The sequence below is a fragment of the Streptomyces sp. NPDC044002 genome (assembly GCF_056434525.1).
Genome location: NZ_JBWKEZ010000006.1, coordinates 1 through 21,245 on the forward strand (window position 1 = coordinate 1; position 21,245 = coordinate 21,245).

Sequence of the window (21,245 nt, forward strand, 5' to 3'; positions counted from 1 at the left end):
GAGGGGGGGGGGGTTTGTGGGATGATAGGGAGGGGGAGAGACGAGGGGAAAAAAAAAGGAGAGGGAACGGTGTCCCTCCCCCCGGCGGGGGGGCGTCCCGGGCCCGTTTCACGTGAAACATGGCGTGAGGAGTCAGGCGTCAGCGCAGCTCCGCCGGCTTGGTCCGCTTGTCATCCACCTTCTCCGTCCGCACCAGCTCGCCCCAGACGATGTAGCGGTACTTCGAGGTGTAGACCGGGGTGCAGGTCGTCAGGGTGATGTAGCGGCCGGGGGCGGTCTTGCCCGACTGCTTCGGGACCGGGTTGATCACGTCCGTGTTGTACTTCGAGGTCTGGGCCAGCTCGGCGAAGACCTTGTAGACGTACCAGGTGTCCTTGGTCTCGAAGACGATCGCGTCGCCGTTCTTCACCTTGTCGATGTTGTGGAACTTCGCCCCGTGCCCGTCGCGGTGCGCGGCGAGCGCGAAGTTGCCCTTGTCGTCCCAGGGCAGCGCCGACTTCACCGGGTCCAGGTAGTACCCGGCCACGCCGTCGTTCAGGACGTCCGGCGAGGTGCCCTCCTTGACCAGCACCTCACCGTTCTTCATCGCAGGCACGTGCAGGAAGCCGACCCCGTCCTTGGTGTCCAGGGCGCCCGGCCGCACCGGACCGCTCGCCGAGGGCGAGGGGCTGCCCCAGCGCTGGCGGATCTCGTCGCCGCGCGCCGAGGCCTGCCGGTCGGCGAGGACGTTGGTCCACCAGAGCGAGTACGCCACGAACAGGCCCAGGACCAGGCCCACCGTGATCAGGAGCTCGCCCAGCAGGCTCAGGGCCCCCGCGATCACACTGCGGTCGGCGGGCGGCGGTGCGGAACGGCGGCGGGCACGAGACACTGCGGGTTCGTCCTTACGGGCTGGTCAGCGCGGGCGGGGCGCCCTGGTTTCGGGGGCGTTCATCGGTCATCCTGCCCCATACGATCATCCGGTAGGTGCTGGTGAACTCCGGCGTGCAGGTCGTCAGCGTGATGTAGCGGCCCGGCCCGGTGAATCCCGAGCCCTCCGGCACCGGCTTGATCACCGCCACGTTCGCCGGCGAGGTCTGCGGCAGCGACGAGGTCATCTGGTACGTGTAGTACGCGTCCCGGGTCTCGACGACGATCGCGTCGCCCGGCACCAGCCGGTTGATGTAGCGGAACGGTTCCCCGTGGGTGTTGCGGTGTCCGGCGACCGCGAAGTTCCCCTGCTTGTCGGAGGGCATCGCCGTCTTCAGCGCCCCCTCGCCGTAGTGGCCGGCCATCCCCTTGTCGAGGACCTTCGCCTTGCTGATGCCCTCGGCCACCGGCACCTTCAGGTCCAGCTTCGGGATGTGCAGGATCGCGAAGCCCTGCCCGGGCTCGAAGGCGGCCACGGGCGGCGGCGCGCCCGCCCCCGGCGGGTGCTCCCAGGTCTGCTGGAGCGATCCCGCGGCCCCGTCGGCCGCCCGCTCCGCCAGGACGTTCGTGTACCAGAGCTGGTAGGTGACGAAGAGCAGCATCACCACGCCCGTGGTGATGAACAGCTCGCCGACGGCCCGGCTGAGCACCACCACCGGCCCGCCGCCCCGCGGACGGGCGCGCCGCCGTCCCCGGCCGCTGCCGCCGCGCCGGCGGGAGCGCGCGTGCGAGCGCTTCGCGGCCTCCTGCGCAGCCCTGCGCCGCGCGGCCCGGCCCTCGCTGGGCGCGGACGGCGCGACCGCCGTCACGCGACGGCCTTGCCCACCACCGGGGCCAGCCCCACCGACCGCTCGACGGCCCCGGCGTCACCGCAGCGCACGAGCCAGTTCGCGAGCATCCGGTGGCCCCACTCGGTCAGCACCGACTCGGGGTGGAACTGGACGCCCTCCACGTCGTGCTCCCGGTGCCGCAGGCCCATGATGATCCCGTCCTCGGTGCGCGCGGTCACCTCCAGCACGTCGGGCAGGGTCGCCGGCTCGGCCGCGAGCGAGTGGTAGCGGGTCGCGGTGAACGGCGACGGCAGTCCGGCGAAGACGCCGAGCCCCTCGTGGACCACGGGCGAGGTCTTGCCGTGCAGCAGCTCGGGGGCGCGGTCGACGACGCCGCCGTAGGCGACCGCCATGGACTGCATGCCGAGGCAGACGCCGAAGACCGGTACGCCGGTGTCGGCGCAGTGCCGGACCATGTCGACGCAGACGCCCGCCTCTTCCGGGGTGCCGGGGCCGGGCGAGAGCAGGACGCCGTCGAAGCCGTCCTGTGCGTGCGCGAGCTCCACCTCGTCGTTGCGCAGCACCTCGCATTCGGCGCCGAGCTGGTAGAGGTACTGGACCAGATTGAAGACAAAGCTGTCGTAGTTGTCGACAACCAGAATGCGCGCGCTCACGGAGTGGCTCCCGATCCCTCGTCCACCGTCACATCGTTGAACGGAAGGAGCGGCTCGGCCCACGGGAACACGTACTGGAACAGCACGAACACCACCGCCAGGACCAGTACGAGGGAGATCAGCGCGCGCACCCACGCGTTGCCCGGCAGATGCCGCCAGATCCAGCCGTACATTGCGTCCGTTTCCTTCGTCGTCCACGTTCGTTGCTCGTACCGCGGGGGCGGTACCGCAACAGCCTAAGGGCCCGGGGCCCCGCGGCGGGGGTCAGCGGGGCAATCATCCGCTCCCGGCGGGCCGGGTTCCGGTGAGCTCCGCCCAGACCGCCAGACGGTGGCTGTGCCCCCACTCGGGATCGCAGGTGGTGAGGGTGAGGTACTTGCCGGGGGTGGCGAACGGGGACCGGCGGGGCACCGGCGCGACCACCCCGGTCTCGGTGGGCAGGACGCGCAGCGGCGCGGCCCGGACGGTGTACGTGTACCAGCCGGTGGCGTCCCGGACGGTCACGGTGTCCCCGGGCCGCAGCTCGGGAATGTCCTTGAAGGGGTCTCCGTAGGTGCGCCGGTGCCCGGCCACCGCGAAGTTGCCGTCACCGCCGGGGCGGGCCGAGCCGGTGTAGTGGCCCAGGCCCTTCTTCAGCGGTTCGGGGTCCGTGCCCTCCAGGACGGGCCTGCTCCAGTCCTTGCCGAAGCGGGGGACGTACAGCTCGGCGAAGGCCCGCCCGGGCTCGTAGGGCGCCGGCGCGGGATCCTGCCGTGCGGGCTCCTGCGCGGTGCCGGGGGAGGGGACGGGGCCGGGGGCGGCCGCCGGGGCGGACGCCGCCCAGCGGTCGCGCAGCCGGTCGCGCTCGGCCGCCGCGGCCCGGTCGGCCTTGACCCCGGTCCACAGCAGTACGTACGCCGTGAACAGGACGATCAGCGTCCCGGCGGTCAGGCACACCTCGCTGAACGTCCGTACCACCAGGCGCAGTACGACGTCAGGACGCGGCGGACTCCAGCGGCTTCGCATAGTGGAGGTCCACTGTGCCGGAGTAGCCGGGCAGTGTCAGCCGCTTCTCCTCCTCCACTTTCCACCCGAGCCCGTACGCGTTGACGTACAGCAGGTAGTTCTGGATGGCGGGGGAGGCGTTGAGCGCCTTGCGGAGCGCGGCCGGGTCGCCGACGGCGGAGACCTTGTAGGGGGGCGAGTACACGCGGCCCTGGAGGATCAGCGTGTTGCCGACGCAGCGCACCGCGCTGGTGGCGATCAGCCGCTGGCCCATGACCTCGATGCCCTCGGCGCCGCCCAGCCACAGCGCGTTCACCACGGCCTGGAGGTCCTGCTGGTGGATCACCAGGTCGTTGGGCTGCGGTTCGGGGACGCCGGGGACGCGGGCGGTGGCGTTGGGCGGCGCGTCGTTGAGGGTGACCGTCAGGCCCCGGCCGGTGAGCTCCTCGGTGCCGGAGGCGGTGCGCAGGGCGGCGAGCTTGGCCTCCTCGGCCTTGGTGCTGCCGTTGTCGCGCTCGGCGAGGGCGTCCACCTGGTCGCGCGCGGCGGCGGCGGTCTTCTCCAGCTCGGCGTTCTTGGCGCTGCGCTCGTGGATGAGGTCGGACAGCTTCAGCAGCGAGGCGTCCGTCCGGATGTTCGTACCCTTGGAGGTGTTGAAGCTGGTGACGAAGATGAGACCGGCGAGGGCGAAGACGGCGGCCGTCAGCAGCCGGACGGGCCTGGCCCGTCGGCGGCCACCCGTGGAGGAGTCGTCGGAATTGCTCAACGTACCCTTCTCCTTCAACGCCAGAGGTCCACTACGCTAACGGACGCCCGGGGCAGGCAAGGTCCCCAGCGCATCGACAGGAGAGCCCCTCGTGCCGAAGTCACGTATCCGCAAGAAGGACGACTACACGCCGCCGCCGGCGAAGCAGGCGCAGGCGATCAGGCTGACGAACCGCAGCTGGGTCGCCCCGGTCATGCTGGCCTTCTTCCTCATCGGCCTCGCGTGGATCGTGGTCTTCTACGTGACCGACACCCGGCTGCCGGTGGAGGCGCTGGGCAACTGGAACATCGTGGTGGGCTTCGGCTTCATCGCGGCCGGCTTCGGCGTGTCCACCCAGTGGAAGTAGTGGCCGGCACCCTACTCGGATAGCCGAGCGGCGCAAGCTCTCCCCATGAGTTATCCACAGCGTCATCCACACCTGAGGAAAAGACAGAAGATCTGTGGATAACTCTGTGGAGAGTTGACGCCGGTGTGATCAGGTGAGTTCGGCCGTCCGGACGACGACCACCGCGACGGCCAGCAGGAACACCGCCGCGCAGGCCGCCGTCTGGACGAACGCCCGCTTGCGGCCCGCGGCGGGCACGAGCAGGCCGAGGGCCACCAGCGCGCCGGTCACCAGGCCGCCGATGTGCGCCTGCCAGGACACCGACAGCCCGCCGAAGGGCACGAAGGTCACCAGCAGCATCAGCCCGAGCGTGACCAGTACCGGCCGCATCTCGTAGCGGAGCCGGCGGGCCAGGACCACCGTGGCGCCGAGCAGGCCGCAGACGGCGCCGGAGGCGCCGAGGGTCGGGGTGTTCGGCGCGGTCAGCAGGTAGACGAGGGCGCTGCCGCCCAGCCCCGACAGCAGGTACAGCGCGAGGTAGCGGACACGGCCGAGGGCCGCCTCCAGCGGACCGCCGATCACCCACAGGGCGAGCATGTTGCCGAAGATGTGCCACCACTCGACGTGCAGGAACACCGAGGTCAGCAGCCGGTGGTACTGCCCGGTGGCGACCCCCTCCAAGGGCGCCCCGTAGTACTCCACGTACCGGCCGAGCAGCTCCAGGCTCACGGCCAGGCCGGGCATCGCCAGGACGGCGAGGAACACCGCGGCGTTGATCCCGATGAGGATCTTGGTGACGAGCTGGGGGTCGCCGGTCACCAGCCCGCCCGCGACCGTGCGCGGGGCGTTGGCCGCGGCGGAGTGCCCGGTACCGGAGCCGCCCCGGACGCACTCGGGGCACTGGAAGCCCACCGAGGCACTGATCATGCACTCGGGGCAGATGGGCCGCTCGCAGCGGGTGCAGCTGATTCCCGTGTCGCGGTCCGGGTGGCGGTAGCAGCCCGGCAGACGGTCGGTGTCCATCGGTCCCCTCGATCGGCGGCGTGACGGGGCCCGCGCCCCGCCGTTCCGGTACACATCGAGTACGGACGGGCGGGCCCCGAAGGTTCCCGCCCCGCCGTCCCTGAGGTCAGCGCCGCTCGACGGAGACCGACTGGATGATCACGTCGTCCAGCGGCCGCTCGGTGCGCGGGTTGGTGGGGCCGGAGGCGATGGCGTCGACGACCTTGCGGCTGGCCGCGTCGGTGACCTCGCCGAAGATGCTGTGCTTGCGGGTCAGCCAGGCCGTGGGGGCGACCGTGATGAAGAACTGCGAGCCGTTCGTGCCCGGGCCGGCGTTGGCCATGGCGAGCAGGTAGGGCTTGGTGAAGGCCAGGTCGGGGTGGAACTCGTCGGCGAACTGGTAGCCGGGGCCGCCGGTGCCGTTCCCGAGCGGGTCGCCGCCCTGGATCATGAAGCCGCTGATGACGCGGTGGAAGACGGTGCCGTCGTAGAGCGGTGCCGTGGTCTTCTGGCCGTCGGTGGGACGGGTCCACTCACGCTTGCCCGTGGCGAGCTCCACGAAGTTGCGGACGGTCTTCGGAGCGAAGTTCTCCAGCAGCTCGATCTCGATGTCGCCGTGGTTGGTCTTCAGGGTGGCGTAGAGCTTCTCGGCCACGGATCTGCCTTCCATAGTCATCACTGTCGGCCCCGATCCTCGCACGGAGGGCGGAAGGCCGCGGAAATCCTCCACCCGTATGCCCTGTCGCGCATGCGCGCGCGGCGCTGTGAGGGGCATGATCCGACAAAGGGTGGAAAGGTGAACTGTGTCCGCCACCGAGGAGGAGGATCCCGTGACCCGCAAGGACAGCGTGCGCCTGGCCGCCGAGAACGCCAGGGACGCCGTGAAGCACGCAGCGGAAGTGGTGGCGCCGTACGCAGGGACCGCCATGGACGCGGCCGCGCACTACGCGCACGAGGCGAACAAGCAACTGGCGCCCAAGGTCTCCCACGCGGCCTGCCAGGCCCAGCTGCACGCGCGCGCGGCGTACGACAACCACCTTCATCCGGCGATGCAGGCGGCGCGCACGCACGTGCCCCCGAACGTGGACCGGGCCGCGGTGAAGGCCGTCCACCAGACCCGCCTCGCCGCGCGCCAGGCGGCCGACTACACGGCGCCCCGGTTCGAGAGCGCCCTCGCGGCGAGCCGGCCGGTGGCCGAGGAGGCCGCGTCCCGTTCGACGGCGGCCCTCGCGGCGCTGCGCGGCCAGGTGTCGGCGAAGGAGGTGCACCGCCTGGTGCGGCGGCACGAGCGCAGGGCGCGGTGCGGCCGCTGGGTGAAGGGGGCCGCGCTGGTCGGGCTCCTGGCGGGCGGCGCCTTCGCGGCGTGGAAGTGGTGGGACCAGCAGTCGAACCCGGACTGGCTGGTGGAGCCCCCGGCGGCCACCGAGCTGTCCGCGCAGGACGCCGCTCCGGCCTCCTTCGACGACGAGCTGGCGGAGAAGGAGCGCGAGTCGAACGGCGGCAAGAACGCCTGACGCGCACCGCGTGCACGAGGGCCCGGATCCACCCGCGGATCCGGGCCCTCGTGCGTGCGGTGCGCTAGTTCGGCAGGGTCAGCACCATCCCCGGCCGGATGAGGTCCGGGTTGGAGCCGACCACGCCCCGGTTCATGGCGTACAGCTCGCGCCAGCGGGCCTCGTTGCCGAGCTCGCGGCGGGCGATCGCGGAGAGCGAGTCGCCGGGCTTGACGGTGTACGTGCGCTTCTTGGCGGCCGGCGCCGGCTTCGGCGCCTGCTTCGGCGACACCGGGACGGCCTTGTGGGCCGCCGAGGTGGGGCTCGGCGAGGCGGGCGCCATGGGCTTGGCCACCGGCGGGGCCGCCGCCTTGGGCGGAGCGGCGGCGGCCATCCGCTCGGCGGCCGCCTTGGTGGCGGAGGCGGCGTCCGCGTAGGAGTCCGCGTACTTGGAGCCCATGTCGGAGCCCGTCTTCGGACCCTGCCGCTCCATCTCCCGCTTCGCCTTCTCCGCTGCCTCGTGTTCCTTCTTCTTGTCCGACTTCAGGAAATCGAAGAGTCCCATCGCGTGCGCCTCCGGCGTGCTGTTGCCCCCTGGCCTCATTGCCTCCCCCCACTGTCGTCCACCGTCAGCCGTACGGCCGGGTGACTGGGCCGTACGGGGGACCCCGGCGGCTACTGCTGCCGGGCGCGCCGGGCCGGGCGGGAGGTCTCGGCGGGCACGGCCAGCGGCCCCTCCGCGAGCCGTCCGAGGACCCGCAGCAGACACGCGCGGTCCTCCTCGGCGAGGCCGGCGAGGGCTTCGGCGTGGACCCCGTCGACGATCCGCCGGCTCTCCACGGAGACGGCGGCCCCCTTCTCGGTGACCGCGATGATGCGGGCCCGCCGGTCCTTGGTGGAGGGCCGGCGCTCGGCCAGTCCGGCCTTCTCCAGGGCGTCGACGGTGACGACCATCGTCGTCTTGTCCATGTCGCCGATCTCGGCGAGCTGCGCCTGCGTGCGCTCTTCCTCCTGCGCGTGGACGAGGACGCAGTGCATGCGGGCGGTCAGCCCGATCTCGCCGAGGGCCGCGGCCATCCGGGTGCGCAGGACGTGGCTGGTGCGGTCCAGGAGGAAGGACAGGTCGGGCTCGGTCCGGGGGGATCCCATCGCAGTCATGGGTCCAGCCTAACAATTCGATCCGAAGAAAATAGTCTGCAACGAAACCATCTGCTACGGTCGTATCAGTTGCCCGCCGAGGCCCACCGATGGCCCGCCGACGCCCGGAGAGACCCATGACCACCGCAGTTGAGGAATCCCCCGCCGGGGCGGCCGCTCCGGCCCGCGGCCCGCGCTCGCGCCGGACCGCCCTCGCCGTGCTCTCGACGGGCATGCTGATGACCGTCCTCGACGGCAGCATCGTCACCGTGGCCATGCCGGCCATCCAGGACGACCTCGGCTTCAGCCCCGCCGGCCTCAGCTGGGTCGTCAACGCCTACCTGATCGCCTTCGGCAGCCTGCTGCTCCTCGCCGGCCGGCTCGGCGACCTGATCGGCCGCAGGCGCATGTTCCTCGCGGGCACCGCCGTCTTCACGGCCGCCTCCCTGCTCGCCGGGTTCGCCGGGTCCCCCGCCCTGCTCATAGCCGCCCGCTTCCTCCAGGGCGTGGGCAGCGCCATGGCCTCCGCCGTCAGCCTCGGGATCCTCGTCACCCTCTTCCCCGGGACCCGCGAACGCGCCAGGGCCATCGCCGTGTTCTCCTTCACCGGAGCGGCCGGGGCCTCCCTCGGGCAGGTGCTCGGCGGGATCCTCACCGACGCCCTCGACTGGCACTGGATCTTCTTCATCAACCTGCCCATCGGCATCGCCGCCCTGCTGGCCGCCCTGCCCGCGCTCCCCGCCGACCGGGGGCTCGGACTGCGCGCCGGCGCCGACGTACCGGGCGCCGTGCTCGTCACCGCCGGGCTGATGACCGGGATCTACGCCGTCGTACGCGTCGAGGAGCACGGCTGGACCTCCGCGCACACCCTCGGCCTCGGGGCGCTCTCCCTGGCCCTGCTCGCCGGCTTCGCCCTGCGCCAGGCCAGGGCCCGCACCCCGCTGATGCCCCTTCGGGTCCTCCGCTCGCGCACCGTGGCCGGCGCCAACCTGGTCCAGGTGCTGATGGTGGCCGCGCTGTTCTCCTTCCAGGTCCTGGTGGCCCTCTACCTCCAGCAGGTCCAGGGCTACGGAGCCGCGGAGACCGGCCTCGCGATGCTGCCGGCCGCCCTGGCCATCGGCGGGATCTCCCTCGGCGGCGCGGCGAAGCTGATCGCCCGCTTCGGCGAGCGCCGCGTCCTGCTCACCGGCCTCGCCCTGCTGGTCGCCGGCCTCGCCCTGCTCACCCGCCTCCCGGTGCGGGCCGACTACGTCACCGACCTGCTGCCCGTGATGCTGCTGGCCTCCGGCTTCGGCCTGGCCCTGCCCGCGCTCACCACCCTGGGGATGTCGGGCGCCGACGAGCGGGACGCCGGCCTGGCCTCGGGCCTCTTCAACACCACGCAGCAGATCGGCATGGCCCTCGGCGTCGCCGTCCTGTCCACCCTCGCCGCCTCGCGCACCGAGACCCTGACGGCCGCCGGAACCGCCCGGCCCGAGGCCCTCACCTCCGGCTACCACCTGGCCTTCGCCACCGGCGCCGGCCTCCTCCTGGCGGCCACCGCCGTCGCGGCCGCCCTCCTGCGCACCCCGCGCACCCGCTGAAAGCGGCCCCGCGCAGCACGAAAAAAGACCCCCTGCCCAGCGTTTCCGCTGGTCAGGGGGTCTTTCCGAAGTGGAGCCTAGGAGATTCGAACTCCTGACATCTGCCTTGCAAAGGCAGCGCTCTACCAACTGAGCTAAGGCCCCGAGCAACTGGACGCGGACGTCCCCCGGGAGGGAGTGTCCGTTCCGCAGGACAGAGTACCCGGTGCACCCCCGCATCCCGCAAAATGATAGGGACTCCCGCCCCGCGACCACTCTCCGTAAGATGCTCGCGAGGTTCGCACCAGCGAAGGGGAGTAGGAAGAGTGGACGCAGTACAGCAGGAGGCCACGGCCAGAGCCCGGGAACTCCAGCGCAGTTGGTACGGGGAGCCGCTCGGCGCGCTGTTCCGGCGGCTCATAGATGACCTCGGTCTCAACCAGGCCCGCCTCGCTGCCGTGCTCGGGCTTTCGGCGCCGATGCTGTCCCAGCTGATGAGCGGGCAGCGCGCCAAGATCGGCAACCCGGCCGTGGTCCAGCGGGTCCAGGCCCTCCAGGACCTCGCCGGCCAGGTGGCCGACGGCAGCGTCAGCGCCGCCGAGGCCACCGACCGGATGGACGAGATCAAGAACACCCAGGGCGGCTCCGTCCTCAGCAACAGCGGCCAGACCAGCACCGGTTCCGGCGCCCCCACCGTCAAGCGCGTCGTCCGCGAGATCCAGTCGCTGCTGCGCTCGGTCGCCGCCGCTGGCGACATCATCGAGGCGGCGGACACCCTCGCCCCCACCCATCCCGAACTGGCAGAGTTCCTCCGGGTCTACGGGGCGGGCCGCACCTCAGAGGCGGTGTCCCACTACGAGGCCCACCAGAACTGACACACGCGGGTGACGGGGGACGGGCACAGTCATGGGTGAGGTCTTCGCCGGCCGCTACGAGCTGGTCGATCCGATCGGGCGGGGCGGCGCGGGCGCCGTCTGGCGGGCCTGGGACCGGCGCCGCCGCAAGTACGTCGCCGCGAAGGTCCTCCTCCAGGGCGACGCCCACATGCTCCTGCGGTTCGTGCGCGAGCAGGCCCTGCGCATCGACCACCCGCACGTCCTGGCCCCCGCCAGCTGGGCGGCGGACGACGACAAGGTCCTGTTCACCATGGACCTCGTCGCCGGCGGCTCCCTGGCCCACGTGATCGCGGACTACGGGCCGCTGCCGCCCCGTTTCGTGTGCGCGCTGCTCGACCAGCTCCTGTCGGGGCTGGCGGCCGTGCACGCGGAGGGCGTCGTCCACCGCGACATCAAACCGGCCAACATCCTGATGGAGGCCACCGGAACCGGGCGGCCGCACCTGCGGCTGTCCGACTTCGGGATCTCCATGCGCAAGGGCGAGCCCCGGCTCACGGAGACCGACTTCGTCGTCGGCACCCCGGGCTACTTCGCCCCGGAACAACTGGCGGGCGCCGAGCCCGACTTCCCCGCGGACCTCTTCGCCGTCGGCCTGGTCGCCCTGTACCTCCTGCTGGGCCGCAAGCCCGACGCGCAGGCGCTGGTGGAGCAGTTCGGGGCGCACGGCACCCCCGACACCCCTGAAGGCGTCCCCGCGCCCCTGTGGGGCGTGATCTCGAACCTCCTGCACCCGGACCCCGACAGCCGGTTCCGGACCGCCACAGGGGCGCGCAAGGCCCTTGCAGAGGCCGCCCAGTTGCTGCCCGCGGCCGCCTCCGGCGAGGAGCCGGTGGTGGTGTTCGACCAACTCGGTCCGCTTCCGGCCGGTTTCGGCCCCCAGGGGCCTGAAATCGCCGCCACCGCACCGCCGATGGGTTTCGGGCCGCCGCCGGCCGCGTACGGTCCCGCGGAGCCCTCCGCGGCCCCGGAGACGAACGGCTTCCACCTGGCCCCGCCGGCCACCACCGCCGGGTCCGCCCCGGCCGGCTCCGCCACCGTGCCGGCCGCACCCCCGGCACCCCGGGCGGCCCGGTCCGGCGGGATCGCCCCGCCCCCGGCGAAGGTCACCGCCGGCATCCTCACCGCGGCCCTGCTGTGCTTCGCGGTCGGCGTCTGGGCCCTGACACAGCTCTAGGTACGGGCTCCCCCGCGCCGGGCCAGCAGGATCCAGCCCCCGAGCACGAGCAGCAGCACCGTGCCCGTCCCGAAGCCGGCCCCGGCCACGACCCGCATCGCCGAGGCGTCGTCCCGCGCGGCCGCCGCCTCCGGGGCGGTGAGCCCCTCCTTCGCGGCGGCGCGGTCGGCCTGGCCGACGCCGAACCCGGCGGCGGTCAGGCTCTCCTTGTACGCCGGGGCCTTGGCCGGGCCGCCGGTCACGTCCAGCCGCAGCGTGAGCGGCACCGGCGTCGCGTCCTCGGTGAACTCCCCCACCTTCCCGCCCAGGGTGACGGCGACGTAGTACCAGCCCGCGAGCCGTACCGGCCGTACCTCGGTCGCGTCGGAGAAACGGTTCTCGTAGGCGACCGGCGCGGTCTTCGGCAGCGTCACCGCCGCCTGCTTCCCGTCGTACGAGGTGTCCTTGGACTCCACGAGCGCCCGGTACGGGCTGTACAGCGTCACGGTGAGCCCGTTGGAGGCGGAGCCGTAGTCCTTCGTCATCCGGGCCTTGGCGATCTCGGCGCCGATCCCCAGTTGCTGCCCCCAGTCCAGCGGCACCCGGTAGAACCGGGTCTGCCCGGGGCGCAGGTCGTCGCGCCACACCCCGGAGCCCAGGGCACGGGCGTCGTTGAAACCGGTGCCTCCGGTACGGGCCACCGGGTCCGTCCCCGGCAGCGTCGGGGAGGCCGAGGGCCAGACGCTGGGCGCGGCGGTGGGGGCGGTGCCGGCGGCCGGGGCCGGCTCGCGCATGACGAGGAGTTCCACCGGCCAGGCCGCCCGGTCGGAGTCCTTGCCCGCGGTCCGGGTGACCTTCGCGTAGTACGTGCCGGCGGCCTGGCACTCGCCGTCCTCCTCCAGCCGCCGGTGGCCCGCCGTGCCGAGCGGGACGGCGTCGTAGCCGAAGGAAGCCCGGCCGGGGTTGTACGGGCAGGACCGGCCGCCGCTGGTCATGACCTCGACCTCCAGGTCGTCGCCGTAGCCGACCTTGGCACCGGCGGGCGGCCGCAGCACGGCGGAGACGTACACGCTGGACGCGTCGTCGAGGCCGAGCCGGTAGACCCGCTCGCCCGGGGCGAGGGTGTCCTCGTAGGGCGTGCCGACCTCCAGCAGCGGGGCGTCCGCCGTCGAGGCCGTGCCCCGCACCGGCTTGGCGCCGTCCGCCGGCCGGTACGCCGGCAGGGCCCCACCCGGCCCGGAACTCCCTGCCGACGTACCCGCCGACGGCCCCGCCGCCGGCACCGCGTGGGCGGCCCCGGGGAGCCATGCCAGCCAGGCCAGCAGCCCCAGGGCCGTCGCCCCGGCCAGCGGCGCCCGGCGCCTCCGGCGCACCCGATCCATCACACCCACCCCGAATTCGCTACAGCAAGCCAAATCTTTGCGTAACCGAACTTCTCGGCGACGACAGCCCCCGGAACAGCACGAAGCCCCGGCAGCAGCGGCAGCCGGGGCTTCATGGAATCAATCGTGGGGCTCACACACCGGAACCAGAGGGCACGGAGTCGGTTGCCTCCGTCCACAGGTCCTGCTCGGCACGGTCCGCCTGGATCTGGCGGTACACGAGGAGCCCGCCGATGGCGGCCAGTGCGACCAGGAGCAGCTTCTTCACGGCGCGACCTCGTCTTTCGTAGACGTTGGGGACTTCTGGCCGCCAACAATACACACCGACCGATACCGATCGGTTACCTGGGACTCCCCCGGACGGCCCAACGAAGAAGACCCCCAGGCCTTGGCCTGGGGGTCTTCGACTCTGTGGGGCTAACAGGATTTGAACCTGTGGCCTCATCCTTATCAGGGATGCGCTCTAACCAACTGAGCTATAGCCCCTCCGCGCCTGCGCGCTGACTCCTGAAGATTAGCGCACAGACGCAGTGGAACCCAAATCCGCTCCTGCGGGGCTTTCCCGCAGGTCAGTCAGCGGGTCATTCGTCCTCGGCGAGCGTGAGCTCCACGCCGCCCACGAAGCCCGCCGACAGGTTGTAGATGAACGAACCCAGCGTCGCCAGCGCCGTCATCAGCACCACGTCGATCACCGCGATCACCGAGGTGAAGATCAGCACGCGCGGCAGCGACAGGAACGACTGGAGGTCGAACCCGTTGCCCTCGTTCGAGCCGGTCGCCTCGCTGATGGTGCCGCCGACGGTCGAGAAGATGCCCATGGCGTCCATGACCATCCACAGCACCGCCGCCGCGACGACGGTGCACAGGCCCAGCGCGATCGACAGCAGGAAGCTGACCTTCATCACGGACCACGGGTCGGCCTTCGCCACCCGCAGCCGCGCCTTGCGCGTCCTGGGGACCGTACGGACCCCCGGGACGGCCCCGCGCTGCGCACCCGGGCCCGTGGGCGCCGCGTAGGCCTGCGGGGGCTTCTGGGGCTGCCCGGCCCGGTCCTTGGCAGGCGCCTTGGCCGGCACCTTGGCCGGCGCCTTGGGCTGGTCCTTGGCGGCCTGCTCCTTGGCGGTCCGGTCCTTGGCGCCGGTCTGGTCCTTGGCGGCCTGGGTGGCCTGGTCCTCGGCCGTCTCCTTCGCCTTCGGCTGCGCCTTGGTCAGCGCCGCCGGCTTCGGTTCCGGTTCTCGGGTGTCCGTCACGGTTCCCCCCTGGGAGTCCGCGGCGGGGCCACGGGCACCGTTCGCTCCAGTCTTGGCCGGTCCGGCGCCCGTGGCTCCACTCACGACTTACTCCTCGTGCTCCCCGACCGAGGGCTCCGTGCCCTCGGCCGCCCCGGCGGCCGGTGCGTCGGCCGCCGCGGCCTCGATCTCTGACTCGATCTCGTCGGCCTCGTCAGCTTCCTGACCGGCCTCGGCGTTACGAGCGATGCCGACCACGGCATCGCGCTTGCCCAGGTTGATCAGCTGGACGCCCATGGTGTCACGGCCGGTCTCCCTGACTTCGTTGACGCGCGTGCGGATCACACCACCGCCGAGCGTGATGGCGAGGATCTCATCCGACTCGTCGACCACCAACGCGCCGACCAGCGAACCGCGGTCCTCGACGATCTTCGCCGCCTTGATGCCCAGACCGCCACGGCCCTGGACGCGGTACTCGTCCACGGCCGTCCGCTTCGCGTAGCCGCCGTCGGTCGCCGTGAAGACGAACGTACCCGGCCGGACAACGCTCATCGACAGCAGTTCGTCACCCTCGCGGAAGCTCATGCCCTTCACACCGGAAGTGGCACGGCCCATCGGACGCAGCGCCTCGTCGGTCGCCGTGAAGCGGATCGACTGCGCCTTCTTGCTGATGAGCAGCAGGTCGTCCTCGGCGGAGACCAGCTCGGCGCCGATCAGCTCGTCGTCGCCGCCGTCCTCGGTCTCCCGGAGGTTGATCGCGATGACGCCGCCCGAGCGCGGGGAGTCGTAGTCCTTGAGCGCCGTCTTCTTCACCAGGCCGCCCTTGGTGGCCAGGATCAGGTAGGGCGCCGCCTCGTAGTCGCGGATCGCGAGCACCTGGGCGATCTTCTCGTCCGGCTGGAAGGCCAGCAGGTTCGCCACGTGCTGGCCGCGCGCGTCGCGGCCGGCGTCCGGGAGCTCGTACGCCTTGGACCGGTAGACGCGGCCCTTGTTCGTGAAGAACAGCAGCCAGTGGTGCGTGGTGGAGACGAAGAAGTGGTCGACCAGGTCGTCCTGCTTCAGCTTCGTACCGCGCACGCCCTTGCCGCCGCGCTTCTGCGACCGGTAGTCCTCGGTCTTGGTGCGCTTGACGTAGCCGCCGTGCGTGATGGTGACGACGATGTCCTCTTCGGCGATCAGGTCCTCGATGGACATGTCACCGTCGAAGGGCACCAGCTTGGAGCGCCGGTCGTCGCCGTACTTCTCGACGAGCGCGGCCAGTTCCTCGCTGACGATCGAGCGCTGCTTCTCCGGCGAGGCCAGGATCGCGTTGTACTCGTCGATCTTCGCCTGGAGCTCGTCGTGCTCGGCGACGATCTTCTGGCGCTCCAGGGCCGCCAGGCGGCGCAGCTGCATCTCCAGGATCGCGTTCGCCTGGATCTCGTCGATCTCCAGGAGGCCCATCAGGCCCTCGCGCGCGATCTCGACCGTGTTGCTGCGCCGGATGAGGGCGATGACCTCGTCGATGGCGTCCAGCGCCTTGAGCAGGCCGCGCAGGATGTGGGCCCGCTCCTCCGCCTTGCGCAGGCGGAAGCGCGTACGGCGGACGATGACCTCGATCTGGTGCTGCACCCAGTGGCGGATGAACGCGTCGATCGACAGGGTGCGCGGCACCCCGTCCACCAGCGCCAGCATGTTCGCGCCGAAGTTCGTCTGCAGGTCGGTGTGCTTGTAGAGGTTGTTCAGCACGACCTTGGCGACGGCGTCGCGCTTGAGCACGATCACCAGGCGCTGACCGGTCCGGGACGAGGTCTCGTCGCGGACGTCGGCGATGCCGCCGATCTTGCCGTCCTTGACCAGGTCGGCAATCTTCTGCGCCAGGTTGTCCGGGTTGGTCTGGTACGGGAGCTCCGTGACCACCAGGCACTGGCGGTTCTGGATCTCCTCGACCTCGACCACCGCGCGCATCGTGATGGAGCCGCGACCGGTCCGGTACGCCTCCTCGATGCCCTTGCGGCCCACGACGAGGGCGCCGGTCGGGAAGTCCGGGCCCTTGATGCGCTCGATGAGGGCGTCCTGGAGCTCCTCGTGCGAGGCCTCCGGGTGCTCCAGCGCCCACTGGGCGCCGGCCGCGACCTCGCGCAGGTTGTGCGGCGGGATGTTGGTGGCCATACCGACGGCGATACCGGCGGAACCGTTCACCAGCAGGTTCGGGAACCGGGCCGGCAGGACGGTGGGCTCCTGGTTGCGGCCGTCGTAGTTGTCCTGGAAGTCGACGGTCTCCTCGTCGATGTCCCGGAGCATCTCCATGGCCAGCGGCATGAGCTTGCACTCGGTGTAGCGCATGGCGGCCGCCGGGTCGTTGCCCGGGGAGCCGAAGTTGCCGTTGGAGTCCACCAGCGGCATGCGCATCGACCACGGCTGGGCCAGGCGGACCAGGGCGTCGTAGATGGAGCTGTCACCGTGCGGGTGGTACGTGCCCATGACGTCGCCGACGACGCGGGCGCACTTGTAGAAGCCCTTCTCGGGCCGGTAGCCGCCGTCGTACATCGCGTACAGCACACGACGGTGGACGGGCTTGAGGCCGTCGCGTACGTCGGGCAGCGCGCGGGAGACGATGACGGACATCGCGTAGTCGAGGTAGGAGCGCTGCATCTCCGTCTCGAGCCCGACGGGCTCGATGCGCAGCACGGGCTGCTCCTCCGCGGCGTTGTCTGCGGTGGGGGTGGTTTCGTCGGCCATTGCTGGTCAGGAATCCTTTCAGGCGGCGGTCAGCGTCGGGCCGACTCAGATGTCGAGGAAGCGGACGTCCTTGGCGTTGCGCTGGATGAAGGAGCGCCGCGCCTCGACGTCCTCACCCATCAGCACCGAGAACAGGTCGTCGGCCTGCGCCGCGTCGTCCAGCGTGACCTGGCCGAGCACGCGGTGGTCCACGTCCATGGTGGTGACGCGCAGCTCCTCGGCGTTCATCTCGCCCAGACCCTTGAAGCGCTGGATCGAGTCTTCCTTGATGCGCTTGCCGTTCTGCTTGCCGAGCTCGACCAGGGCGTCGCGCTCGCGGTCCGAGTACGCGTACTCGAAGTCGTCGCGGCCCCACTTGATCTTGTAGAGCGGCGGACGGGACAGGTACACGTGACCGGCCTCGACCAGCGGGCGCATGAAGCGGAACAGGAAGGTCAGCAGCAGGGTGTTGATGTGCTGGCCGTCGACGTCGGCGTCCGCCATCAGGATGATCTTGTGATAGCGGAGCTTCTCGATGTCGAAGTCCTCGTGCACACCGGTGCCGAACGCGCTGATCAGCGCCTGGACCTCGGTGTTCTGGAGGATCTTGTCGATACGGGCCTTCTCGACGTTCAGGATCTTGCCGCGGATGGGCAGGATGGCCTGGTACATCGGGTTGCGGCCGGACTTCGCGGAGCCGCCGGCGGAGTCACCCTCGACGATGAAGATCTCGCACTTGGTCGGGTCGTTCGACTGGCAGTCGGACAGCTTGCCCGGCAGCGAGGCGCTCTCCAGCAGGCCCTTGCGGCGGGTCAGGTCACGGGCCTTGCGGGCCGCGACACGGGCCGTGGCCGCCTGGATGGCCTTGCGGACGATGTCCGCGGCCTCGACCGGGTTGCGGTCGAACCAGTCGTTCAGGTGCTCGTGGACGACCTTCTGCACGAAGGTCTTGGCCTCCGTGTTGCCCAGCTTGGTCTTCGTCTGGCCCTCGAACTGGGGCTCGCCCAGCTTGACCGAGATGATCGCCGTCAGACCCTCGCGGATGTCCTCGCCGGCGAGGTTGTCGTCCTTCTCGCGGAGCAGCTTCTTGTCGCGCGCGTAGCGGTTGACCAGGCCGGTCAGCGCCGCGCGGAAGCCCTCTTCGTGGGTGCCGCCCTCGTGCGTGTGGATCGTGTTCGCGAAGGAGTACACGCCCTCGCTGTACTGCGAGTTCCACTGCATCGCGATCTCGACCGAGAGCAGCCGCTCCTTGTCCTCGGACTCGACGTCGATGACGGTCGGGTGGATCAGCTCGCCCTTGCGCGAGTTCAGGTACTTCACGAAGTCGACGATGCCGCCCTCGTAGTGGTACTTGACCGTGCGGGCCTTGGGCTCCTGCGCGTCCGCGTCGGGGTTGTCGGCGTCCGCCGTGGCCTTCGCCGACTCGCGCTCGTCGGTCAGCGTCAGGGTCAGGCCCTTGTTGAGGAAGGCCATCTCCTGGAAGCGCCGCGACAGCGTCTCGAAGGAGTACTCGGTGGTCTCGAAGATGTCGCCGTCGGCCCAGAACGTCACCGACGTGCCGTGCTCGTCGGTCTCCTCGTTCCTGGCCAGGGGCGCCGTCGGCACGCCGAGCTTGTAGTCCTGGGTCCAGCGGTAGCCGTCCGTCTTGACCTCGACCGCGACCTTGGTCGACAGGGCGTTCACGACGGACACGCCGACGCCGTGCAGACCGCCGGAGACGGCGTAGCCGCCGCCGCCGAACTTGCCGCCCGCGTGCAGGACGGTCAGGACGACCTCGACGGCCGGCTTGCCCTCGGACGGGACGATGCCGACCGGGATGCCTCGGCCGTTGTCGACCACGCGCACGCCGCCGTCGGCGAGGATCGTCACGTGGATCGTGTCCGCGTGCCCGGCCATGGCCTCGTCGACCGAGTTGTCGACGACCTCCTGGACCAGGTGGTGCAGGCCGCGCTCGCCGGTGGAGCCGATGTACATACCCGGCCGCTTGCGCACGGCGTCCAGGCCCTCGAGGACCTGGATCGCACTGGCGTCGTAATTCTTCTCGTTGGAGTCGCCGGAATCGGCCACGAAGCGCCCTTTCTGGCACAGCGCAGCCCGTACTCCGGACCAGCAAGTGCGCCGGCGGGAGCGGCCGCGTCGATCTGCGTTGTCTGCGTTGTCGTGCTGTCTCCCGCGGATCGGGCGGGATTGCTTCCAGTCTACCGGTACCACTGACACGAATGGGGGTTTGCCGGTGCCTGAGTCCGCATGTGCCGCCCTGAACCTCCTCTCTGAGACTCCCCATATTCGGGGAGGGGCTCAAAGAGGCTCACGCGGGCGTCCAGCGCTTCGGCCTGTCAACCTTCCACTACCGTGAGGGACGCCACCCGCGCCGGCCCCGCCGGGGCGCTCCGGCCGGGCCGGTGAAGGGGGCTCCGCGGGGCCCTCGGAGCCGCCTGCGGAGGCCGCTGCGCGGCCCGTGCGCGGCCCGTGCTCGGCCCGGGCGCGGGCCATCGCCGCTGGCCGGAACCCGTACGGTCGCGGAACCGGCCGGGGGCCGGAACCCGGTCAGCCGTAGGTGTCGCCGGGTCCGGTGCTGCCCGGGGCCCGCAACGGCCCGTACCGCTTGGGGGGCCCGCCGGGTCCCTGCACCTTGATCAGCCGGACCGTGCCCTGTCCCAGCTCCGCGTTCAGCCGCGCCACCAGCTGCGGGGCCAGGAGCTTCAGCTGCGCGGCCCAGGCCGAGGAATCGCACCGCACGAGGAGTTCACGCTCCTCGTAGCGCTCCGGTTCACAGTGCGCCGCGATCTCCGGGCCGACGATCTCCGCCCAGCGCTCCATCACCCCGGCGACCGCGATCGGCATCTCCCAGCCGCGCTCGGTGCGCAGCCGGTCCAGGGCGGCCATCAGCGGCATCGGGTCCCGGCCGTCGGCGCGGGCCCCCGAGCGCAGCCCGGGCTGCTGCCGGCGCTGCTTGCCGCCCACGGCGTTGCCCCGCGCGCGGGCCTGCTCGCGCGCGGCCGCGAGGGCCTGGCGGGCCAGGTCCACCCCGGAGGGCTCCGGAGTCTTGCGCTCGTGCCGCTCGCCGTCGTTCACAGCCGGGTCACCTCACCGCCGGACACCCCGAAGCGGGTGCCCGTCAGCACGCCCGGGACGTCGTCGTCGACCGCCGCCGTCACCAGTACCTGTTCGCCGCCGGCCACCAGTTCCGCGAGCCGCTCGCGCCGGCGGGCGTCCAGCTCCGCGAAGACGTCGTCGAGGATCAGCACCGGCTCCGCCCCCTCCGAGCGCAGCAGCTCGTACGAGGCCAGGCGCAGGGCCAGCGCGTACGACCAGGACTCGCCGTGGCTGGCGTACCCCTTGGCCGGGAGTTCGCCGAGGCGCAGCAGGAGGTCGTCGCGGTGCGGGCCGGCCAGGGTCACCCCGCGCTCGATCTCCTGCTTGCGGACCTGGGACAGGGCGCCGAGCAGGACCTCGTAGAGCTCCTCGCGGGTGCGGGCGGCGCCGCTGTCGACCGGGTCGCCGGCGGAGGACTTGTACGCGAGCCCGAGCGGGCCGCCGCCGGGCGCGAGCTGCTCGTACGCCTTGTCGGCGAGCGGCAGCAGGGTGGCGATCAGGTCGAGGCGCTGGGCGAGGAGCTCGGCGCCGGCGCGCGCGAGGTGCTGGTCCCACACGTCGAGGGTGGACAGGTCCATGGAGCGGCCGCCGTGGCGGCGGGCCATGGCGGCGGACTTCAGGAGGGTGTTGCGCTGCTTGAGGACGCGCTCGTAGTCGGACCGGACCGCCGCCATCCGCGGGGAGCGGGCCGTCACGAGCTCGTCGAGGAAGCGGCGCCGCTCGCCGGGGTCGCCCTTGACCAGGGCGAGGTCCTCCGGGGCGAACAGCACCGTGCGTACGATCCCCAGCACGTCGCGGGGTCTGACCTGCGAGGACCGGTTGATGCGGGCGCGGTTGGCGCGGCCCGGGTTCAGTTCGAGCTCGACCAGCTGCTGTCGTTCGCCCTGGGTGACGGCGGCGCGGATGACCGCCCGGTCGGCGCCCATGCGGACGAGCGGGGCGTCCGAGGAGACGCGGTGGCTGCCCAGGGTGGCCAGGTAGCCGATGGCCTCGACGAGGTTCGTCTTGCCCTGGCCGTTGGGGCCCACGAAAGCCGTGACGCCCGGGGCGAGGGGGACCTCGGCCCGGGCGTACGAGCGGAAGTCGGCCAACGAGAGATGCGATACGTGCATACGGCGCCGACCTCCCCCGGCTTCCTGCTGTGCTCTGTGGTGCGGTGTTGCTGTG

21 protein-coding genes, 2 tRNA genes and 1 pseudogene are annotated in these 21,245 nt (G+C 71.4%); 5 read left to right on the forward strand and 19 right to left on the reverse strand.

What is annotated here, in order from left to right; translation table 11 throughout:
- Positions 1–139: 139 nt before the first annotated feature.
- The 6 genes and pseudogenes from AC07A6_RS06125 to AC07A6_RS06150 all read right to left on the reverse strand — a co-directional run bounded on the left by AC07A6_RS06125 (position 140) and on the right by AC07A6_RS06150 (position 4,103).
- A complete protein-coding gene (locus AC07A6_RS06125) occupies positions 140–871 on the reverse strand; it encodes a class E sortase (protein WP_478776280.1) in 732 nt (243 codons plus the stop codon).
- Positions 872–884: 13 nt separating this feature from the next.
- Positions 885–1,751, reverse strand: a pseudogene (locus AC07A6_RS06130) (class E sortase); the annotation flags it as partial.
- A complete protein-coding gene (locus AC07A6_RS06135) occupies positions 1,715–2,353 on the reverse strand; it encodes an aminodeoxychorismate/anthranilate synthase component II (protein WP_125595746.1) in 639 nt (212 codons plus the stop codon). The pseudogene AC07A6_RS06130 and the gene AC07A6_RS06135, both read right to left, overlap by 37 nt.
- Entirely contained in the window at positions 2,350–2,526 is a 177-nt protein-coding gene (locus AC07A6_RS06140) for a hypothetical protein (protein WP_030011120.1), read from the reverse strand. Before AC07A6_RS06140 ends, AC07A6_RS06135 begins: the two co-directional genes overlap by 4 nt.
- 103 nt (positions 2,527–2,629) lie before the next feature.
- The gene (locus tag AC07A6_RS06145; RefSeq protein WP_478776281.1) at positions 2,630–3,358 is read right to left on the reverse strand and encodes a class E sortase; all 729 of its coding nucleotides are present in this window, start codon (positions 3,356–3,358) and stop codon (positions 2,630–2,632) included.
- Entirely contained in the window at positions 3,327–4,103 is a 777-nt protein-coding gene (locus AC07A6_RS06150; protein ID WP_362456759.1) for a DUF881 domain-containing protein, read from the reverse strand. Before AC07A6_RS06150 ends, AC07A6_RS06145 begins: the two co-directional genes overlap by 32 nt.
- Positions 4,104–4,194: 91 nt before the next feature.
- Here AC07A6_RS06150 and crgA point away from each other — a divergent pair, with 91 nt between their 5' ends.
- Complete coding sequence (crgA, locus tag AC07A6_RS06155) at positions 4,195–4,449, forward strand: cell division protein CrgA (protein ID WP_125597957.1); 255 nt, start codon at positions 4,195–4,197, stop codon at positions 4,447–4,449.
- A 129-nt stretch (positions 4,450–4,578) separates the two neighbouring features.
- Here crgA and AC07A6_RS06160 read toward each other — a convergent pair whose 3' ends face one another.
- Both AC07A6_RS06160 and AC07A6_RS06165 read right to left on the reverse strand, forming a co-directional pair.
- Positions 4,579–5,451, reverse strand: a complete 873-nt coding sequence (locus AC07A6_RS06160; protein WP_478776282.1) for a rhomboid family intramembrane serine protease — start codon at positions 5,449–5,451, stop codon at positions 4,579–4,581.
- A gap of 106 nt (positions 5,452–5,557) precedes the next feature.
- Complete coding sequence (locus tag AC07A6_RS06165; protein WP_362456879.1) at positions 5,558–6,085, reverse strand: peptidylprolyl isomerase; 528 nt, start codon at positions 6,083–6,085, stop codon at positions 5,558–5,560.
- Between the two features lie 175 nt (positions 6,086–6,260).
- Between AC07A6_RS06165 and AC07A6_RS06170 the strand changes: the two genes are divergently transcribed.
- Positions 6,261–6,944 (forward strand): DUF5324 family protein, encoded by a 684-nt coding sequence (locus tag AC07A6_RS06170; protein WP_478776283.1) that lies wholly within the window; start codon positions 6,261–6,263, stop codon positions 6,942–6,944.
- A 64-nt stretch (positions 6,945–7,008) separates the two neighbouring features.
- Here AC07A6_RS06170 and AC07A6_RS06175 read toward each other — a convergent pair whose 3' ends face one another.
- Together AC07A6_RS06175 and AC07A6_RS06180 are read right to left on the reverse strand one after the other, a co-directional pair.
- Positions 7,009–7,488 (reverse strand): LysM peptidoglycan-binding domain-containing protein, encoded by a 480-nt coding sequence (locus AC07A6_RS06175; protein ID WP_362456750.1) that lies wholly within the window; start codon positions 7,486–7,488, stop codon positions 7,009–7,011.
- Between the two features lie 110 nt (positions 7,489–7,598).
- A complete protein-coding gene (locus AC07A6_RS06180) occupies positions 7,599–8,081 on the reverse strand; it encodes a MarR family winged helix-turn-helix transcriptional regulator (protein WP_478776284.1) in 483 nt (160 codons plus the stop codon).
- A gap of 116 nt (positions 8,082–8,197) precedes the next feature.
- Between AC07A6_RS06180 and AC07A6_RS06185 the strand changes: the two genes are divergently transcribed.
- Positions 8,198–9,643 (forward strand): MFS transporter, encoded by a 1,446-nt coding sequence (locus AC07A6_RS06185; RefSeq protein ID WP_478776285.1) that lies wholly within the window; start codon positions 8,198–8,200, stop codon positions 9,641–9,643.
- A 71-nt stretch (positions 9,644–9,714) separates the two neighbouring features.
- On the opposite strand, the gene AC07A6_RS06190 is transcribed toward AC07A6_RS06185, so the two are convergent.
- Positions 9,715–9,787 (reverse strand) — tRNA-Ala (locus AC07A6_RS06190).
- A gap of 161 nt (positions 9,788–9,948) precedes the next feature.
- Here AC07A6_RS06190 and AC07A6_RS06195 point away from each other — a divergent pair.
- Together AC07A6_RS06195 and AC07A6_RS06200 are read left to right on the forward strand one after the other, a co-directional pair.
- The gene (locus AC07A6_RS06195) at positions 9,949–10,497 is read left to right on the forward strand and encodes a helix-turn-helix domain-containing protein (RefSeq protein ID WP_007265216.1); all 549 of its coding nucleotides are present in this window, start codon (positions 9,949–9,951) and stop codon (positions 10,495–10,497) included.
- Positions 10,498–10,528: 31 nt separating this feature from the next.
- Positions 10,529–11,692 (forward strand): serine/threonine-protein kinase, encoded by a 1,164-nt coding sequence (locus tag AC07A6_RS06200; protein ID WP_362456738.1) that lies wholly within the window; start codon positions 10,529–10,531, stop codon positions 11,690–11,692.
- Here AC07A6_RS06200 and AC07A6_RS06205 read toward each other — a convergent pair.
- From AC07A6_RS06205 to recF, 8 genes are all read right to left on the reverse strand, one after another.
- Positions 11,689–13,053 carry a hypothetical protein gene (locus AC07A6_RS06205; protein WP_478776286.1) on the reverse strand — a complete coding sequence of 455 codons (1,365 nt, stop codon included), beginning with the start codon at positions 13,051–13,053 and terminating at the stop codon, positions 11,689–11,691. The two genes, AC07A6_RS06200 and AC07A6_RS06205, sit on opposite strands and share 4 nt — an antisense overlap.
- A 133-nt stretch (positions 13,054–13,186) precedes the next feature.
- Positions 13,187–13,321, reverse strand: coding sequence for a DLW-39 family protein (locus AC07A6_RS06210; protein ID WP_208809277.1), 135 nt, complete (start codon positions 13,319–13,321; stop codon positions 13,187–13,189).
- Between the two features lie 144 nt (positions 13,322–13,465).
- Positions 13,466–13,539, reverse strand: a tRNA-Ile gene (locus AC07A6_RS06215).
- Positions 13,540–13,634: 95 nt separating this feature from the next.
- Positions 13,635–14,387: a DUF3566 domain-containing protein gene (locus AC07A6_RS06220; RefSeq protein WP_478776287.1), complete on the reverse strand. Its 753-nt coding sequence runs from the start codon at positions 14,385–14,387 to the stop codon at positions 13,635–13,637.
- Positions 14,388–14,390: 3 nt separating this feature from the next.
- A complete protein-coding gene (gene gyrA / locus AC07A6_RS06225; protein ID WP_362456729.1) occupies positions 14,391–17,003 on the reverse strand; it encodes a DNA gyrase subunit A in 2,613 nt (870 codons plus the stop codon).
- A gap of 45 nt (positions 17,004–17,048) precedes the next feature.
- Entirely contained in the window at positions 17,049–19,070 is a 2,022-nt protein-coding gene (gene gyrB, locus AC07A6_RS06230) for a DNA topoisomerase (ATP-hydrolyzing) subunit B (protein ID WP_362456877.1), read from the reverse strand.
- Between the two features lie 459 nt (positions 19,071–19,529).
- Positions 19,530–20,057, reverse strand: coding sequence for a DciA family protein (locus tag AC07A6_RS06235; protein ID WP_478776288.1), 528 nt, complete (start codon positions 20,055–20,057; stop codon positions 19,530–19,532).
- Entirely contained in the window at positions 20,054–21,190 is a 1,137-nt protein-coding gene (gene recF / locus AC07A6_RS06240; RefSeq protein ID WP_362456723.1) for a DNA replication/repair protein RecF, read from the reverse strand. The genes AC07A6_RS06235 and recF overlap by 4 nt, the downstream gene beginning before the upstream one ends.
- Between the last annotated feature and the right edge of the window lie 55 nt (positions 21,191–21,245).

What these genes read in the sequence shown, in the direction of transcription:
- AC07A6_RS06185 (WP_478776285.1), top strand. Translation starts at nt 8,198, where the DNA reads ATGACCACCGCAGTTGAGGAATCCCCCGCCGGGGCGGCCGCTCCGGCC.
- AC07A6_RS06200 (WP_362456738.1), top strand. Translation starts at nt 10,529, where the DNA reads ATGGGTGAGGTCTTCGCCGGCCGCTACGAGCTGGTCGATCCGATCGGG.
- AC07A6_RS06180 (WP_478776284.1), bottom strand. Translation starts at nt 8,081, where the DNA reads ATGACTGCGATGGGATCCCCCCGGACCGAGCCCGACCTGTCCTTCCTC.
- AC07A6_RS06160 (WP_478776282.1), bottom strand. Translation starts at nt 5,451, where the DNA reads ATGGACACCGACCGTCTGCCGGGCTGCTACCGCCACCCGGACCGCGAC.
- gyrA (WP_362456729.1), bottom strand. Translation starts at nt 17,003, where the DNA reads ATGGCCGACGAAACCACCCCCACCGCAGACAACGCCGCGGAGGAGCAG.
- AC07A6_RS06145 (WP_478776281.1), bottom strand. Translation starts at nt 3,358, where the DNA reads ATGCGAAGCCGCTGGAGTCCGCCGCGTCCTGACGTCGTACTGCGCCTG.
- AC07A6_RS06140 (WP_030011120.1), bottom strand. Translation starts at nt 2,526, where the DNA reads ATGTACGGCTGGATCTGGCGGCATCTGCCGGGCAACGCGTGGGTGCGC.
- AC07A6_RS06175 (WP_362456750.1), bottom strand. Translation starts at nt 7,488, where the DNA reads ATGGGACTCTTCGATTTCCTGAAGTCGGACAAGAAGAAGGAACACGAG.
- recF (WP_362456723.1), bottom strand. Translation starts at nt 21,190, where the DNA reads ATGCACGTATCGCATCTCTCGTTGGCCGACTTCCGCTCGTACGCCCGG.
- AC07A6_RS06205 (WP_478776286.1), bottom strand. Translation starts at nt 13,053, where the DNA reads ATGGATCGGGTGCGCCGGAGGCGCCGGGCGCCGCTGGCCGGGGCGACG.